Genomic DNA, 2,897 nt, shown 5'->3' with positions numbered 1-2,897 from the left:
CGAACTCCGCCTTCGCAAAATAAGCGGAAGCCTGGCGAAGGATATCGTTACTGCGGCGCAGTTCACGATTTTCACGTTCCAGCTCTTTCAGACGCTGACGTTCAGCGGTGGTGAGCCCGCCATCACCGCCTCCGGTATCCCGCTCATGCTGGCGTACCCAGACACGCAGAGTCTCCGGTGTACAGCCAATCTTTGGGGCAATGGAACAAATTGCCGCCCACTGTGAGTCATATTCGCCCTGACTTTCCAGAACCATACGAATCGCCCTCTGACGGACTTCGGGGGAAAAACGAGTATTTTTAGTCATCCTGTTTACCTCTTTCTCAGGAAGTTTAGTCTCCAGGATTCCCGGGGCGGTTCAGATTTATAAACCTGCTGAAACTCGGTTTCGTCCATATTCGCAAACGAGATGGATTTCGCCCTGCGCCCACGGCTACCGTCCGGATAAATATGCTCGGTGTAAAATCCGGCCTGAATGGTTACCCACTCGCGGAAAGCCTCAAACGACTTTAGCAATGCTGTATCTCGGGTTCTGCGTGTCGCAACTGTATTCAGATATTGCTCTGCGGCTTCGCTCAGAGCTGGCGTATGTTCCCGGCCTACTGATTCGCACAGGTACTCAACGAAGCCTGATACCAGTTCTCGTTCGCGAGGCGTAATCGCCCCACCGATCGGAGTCCAGTAATCGAATCCCAGTTGCAGGAGTTTGAAAAAACGCTTGTGGAATGCGTAGTTACGCACACGCTTAAAGTCTGCGTGTATCCACTCACCTGTTTTGATTTGATGCAGAAAATCGCAACTCTCCGGCGTCGCCGGGAGAAGTAATCCGGAAGAGGTTTGTTTGATCAGTTGTATATGCGCCATCGGCTTTCTCCGGTGGCACGGTGTTACACAGCAGGAGTTCAATCCTGCTCAAGATTGTAGATGAGTTTATTCTTCAGCAAAAGCAGAAAACCAGCCTTAAAACCAATCTCTTTCAAAACCCGTAATGATGTGACAAATTCGTCCTCACGCAAAATAAAACCGTCCGTCAGAAGTCCATTACAAAAATAAAATAACACAGCACCGCTCTTCCTTTGTTGAGATTGCAAACATCTAATGCGGCAATGGCTGACAATCGCTCCATTCTCAACGCGCACAGCATAGAGGCCATTTTCACTAAAAATTTCACGCAATTCTTCGATTTTCATCTTCAGAATCCTTCCAGATAAATAGCTCTCCCCTGTTCGGGGTCCATCCCTCTTCTCCCTGCGCGCTACTTAAGTGAGTCGATTCTATCTGCGAAGGTGCGCGAATCAAATTCACCGGAAATAAACAACAAAAAACCCGCCGAAACGCTGAGAGATCACAGCGATGGGCGGGTTAAGTGCGGGTGCGTTGAGGATGCCTGACACATCAGAGGTGGGCGGGGATGGGATCAGCTCCCCGCCCGGTCACTCTTACTTCCTGGATTCGTAGTCTACGAAGACAGCGACCTCCGTCTGGCCGGTTCGGATTCGTACCTCACAGAGGTCTTTCCTCGTTACCAGTGCCGTCACTATGACGGTTAAACAGATGACGATCAGGGCGATTAACATCGCCTTTTGCTGCTTCATAGCCTGCTTCTCCTTGCCTTTCGGCATGTAAGAGGCTAACCTACATGTGCAAAGCATGAAATTGGCCTCAGATTAATGTTAAGCGTCTTGCCGGACGCGTAATGTTAACTGGGGCTTTTCTCTATCTGCCTTTTGGTGTTCATGCCTGAAGCAGATAGCCTGAAGCAGATAGCCTCAAGCACCCGCAGTCATTCTACTTACCTCGCCAATATGAAATCAATCAGAAAGGTGCCCCATAAAATCACTCCTTCTCTTCTTTACCGTAGTGGAGTTGACCAATTTTGATAAGAGGGCGTCCCTGAGATTTGCGGTGTAGATTGGTATCGCGCAGAGAATACACACAGCCACAATATTCCTGCTGATAGAATTTTTCGCGCTTGCTGATTTCAATCATACGGGACGAGCCTCCCTGCTTGCGCCAGTTATAATCCCAGTACACCATGCCCGGATAATGCGCGACGGCTCGCCGCCCACAGTCGTTAACCTGCTGCATATTTTTCCAGCGTGAAATGCCCAGTGAACTGCTGATCACACTGAAACCATTTTCAGCGGCGTACAGCGCTGTCCGCTCAAAACGCATGTCAAAACACATGGTGCAACGGATCCCTCGTTCGGGCTCCCATTCCATTCCTTTGGCTCGTTCAAACCAGTTGTCTGTGTCGTAATCAGCATCAATAAACGGCACGCCGTGTTGTTCAGCAAAGCGAATATTCTCATCCTTACGAATTAAATACTCTTTCTGAGGATGAATGTTCGGGTTGTAGAAAAAGATGGTGTAGTCGATTCCCGAGGCCTGAAGCGCCTCCATCACCTCACCGGAACATGGAGCACAGCAAGAGTGCAGTAGTAGTTTGTTTGCCCCGTTTGGGAGCTCCAATTTGGGCCGTTTGAAATCAGCAACTGTCATAAATATGTTTATTGGGGTCATAAAAATATCAAAGAGTGTAGCATTAGAACGGGGCTATCGGAAACAGATGTGTGACTGCTCCCCGCCCTTTCGGGCTGAAGTGGCACACTGAATTTGGCCACCTGAACAGAGGTGATATGCTCACCTCAGAACAACACAGGTGCTCCAATGAAAAAAAGAAATTTTAGCGCAGAGTTTAAACGCGAATCCGCTCAACTGGTTGTTGACCAGAAATACACGGTGGCAGATGCCGCCAAAGCTATGGATGTTGGCCTTTCCACAATGACAAGATGGGTCAAACAACTGCGTGATGAGCGTCAGGGCAAAACACCAAAAGCCTCTCCGATAACACCAGAACAAATCGAAATACGTAAGCTGAGGAAAAAGCTACAACG

Annotated in this window: 5 protein-coding genes and 1 pseudogene; 1 reads left to right on the top strand and 5 read right to left on the bottom strand. The window is 49.1% G+C overall.

The window, feature by feature from the left end:
- The 5 genes and pseudogenes from BHE85_RS12935 to BHE85_RS12910 all read right to left on the bottom strand — a co-directional run.
- The coding region (locus tag BHE85_RS12935; RefSeq protein WP_032219445.1) for a transposase at positions 1-307 on the bottom strand (307 nt) is incomplete at its 3' end.
- Between the two features lie 53 nt (positions 308-360).
- Positions 361-864 (bottom strand): annotated as a pseudogene (locus tag BHE85_RS12930) (DUF1367 family protein); the annotation flags it as partial.
- Between the two features lie 38 nt (positions 865-902).
- Positions 903-1,190: a hypothetical protein gene (locus BHE85_RS12925; protein ID WP_000687440.1), complete on the bottom strand. Its 288-nt coding sequence runs from the start codon at positions 1,188-1,190 to the stop codon at positions 903-905.
- A gap of 249 nt (positions 1,191-1,439) precedes the next feature.
- On the bottom strand, positions 1,440-1,595 hold the full coding sequence (gene hokD / locus BHE85_RS12920; protein WP_014532198.1) for a type I toxin-antitoxin system toxin HokD: 156 nt from the start codon (positions 1,593-1,595) through the stop codon (positions 1,440-1,442).
- A gap of 241 nt (positions 1,596-1,836) precedes the next feature.
- Entirely contained in the window at positions 1,837-2,502 is a 666-nt protein-coding gene (locus tag BHE85_RS12910) for an epoxyqueuosine reductase QueH (protein WP_012421537.1), read from the bottom strand.
- Between the two features lie 168 nt (positions 2,503-2,670).
- Between BHE85_RS12910 and BHE85_RS12905 the strand changes: the two genes are divergently transcribed.
- Positions 2,671-2,897 (top strand): IS3 family transposase (locus BHE85_RS12905; RefSeq protein WP_057951205.1); only part of this gene is annotated, 227 nt, incomplete at its 3' end.

Source organism: Shigella sp. FC1567 (genome assembly GCF_001743015.1).
GTDB classification, from domain to species: Bacteria; Pseudomonadota; Gammaproteobacteria; order Enterobacterales; family Enterobacteriaceae; genus Escherichia; species Escherichia coli.
Note: the sequence above shows the minus strand (reverse complement) of the source record. Positions and strands in the feature narration are given on the sequence as shown.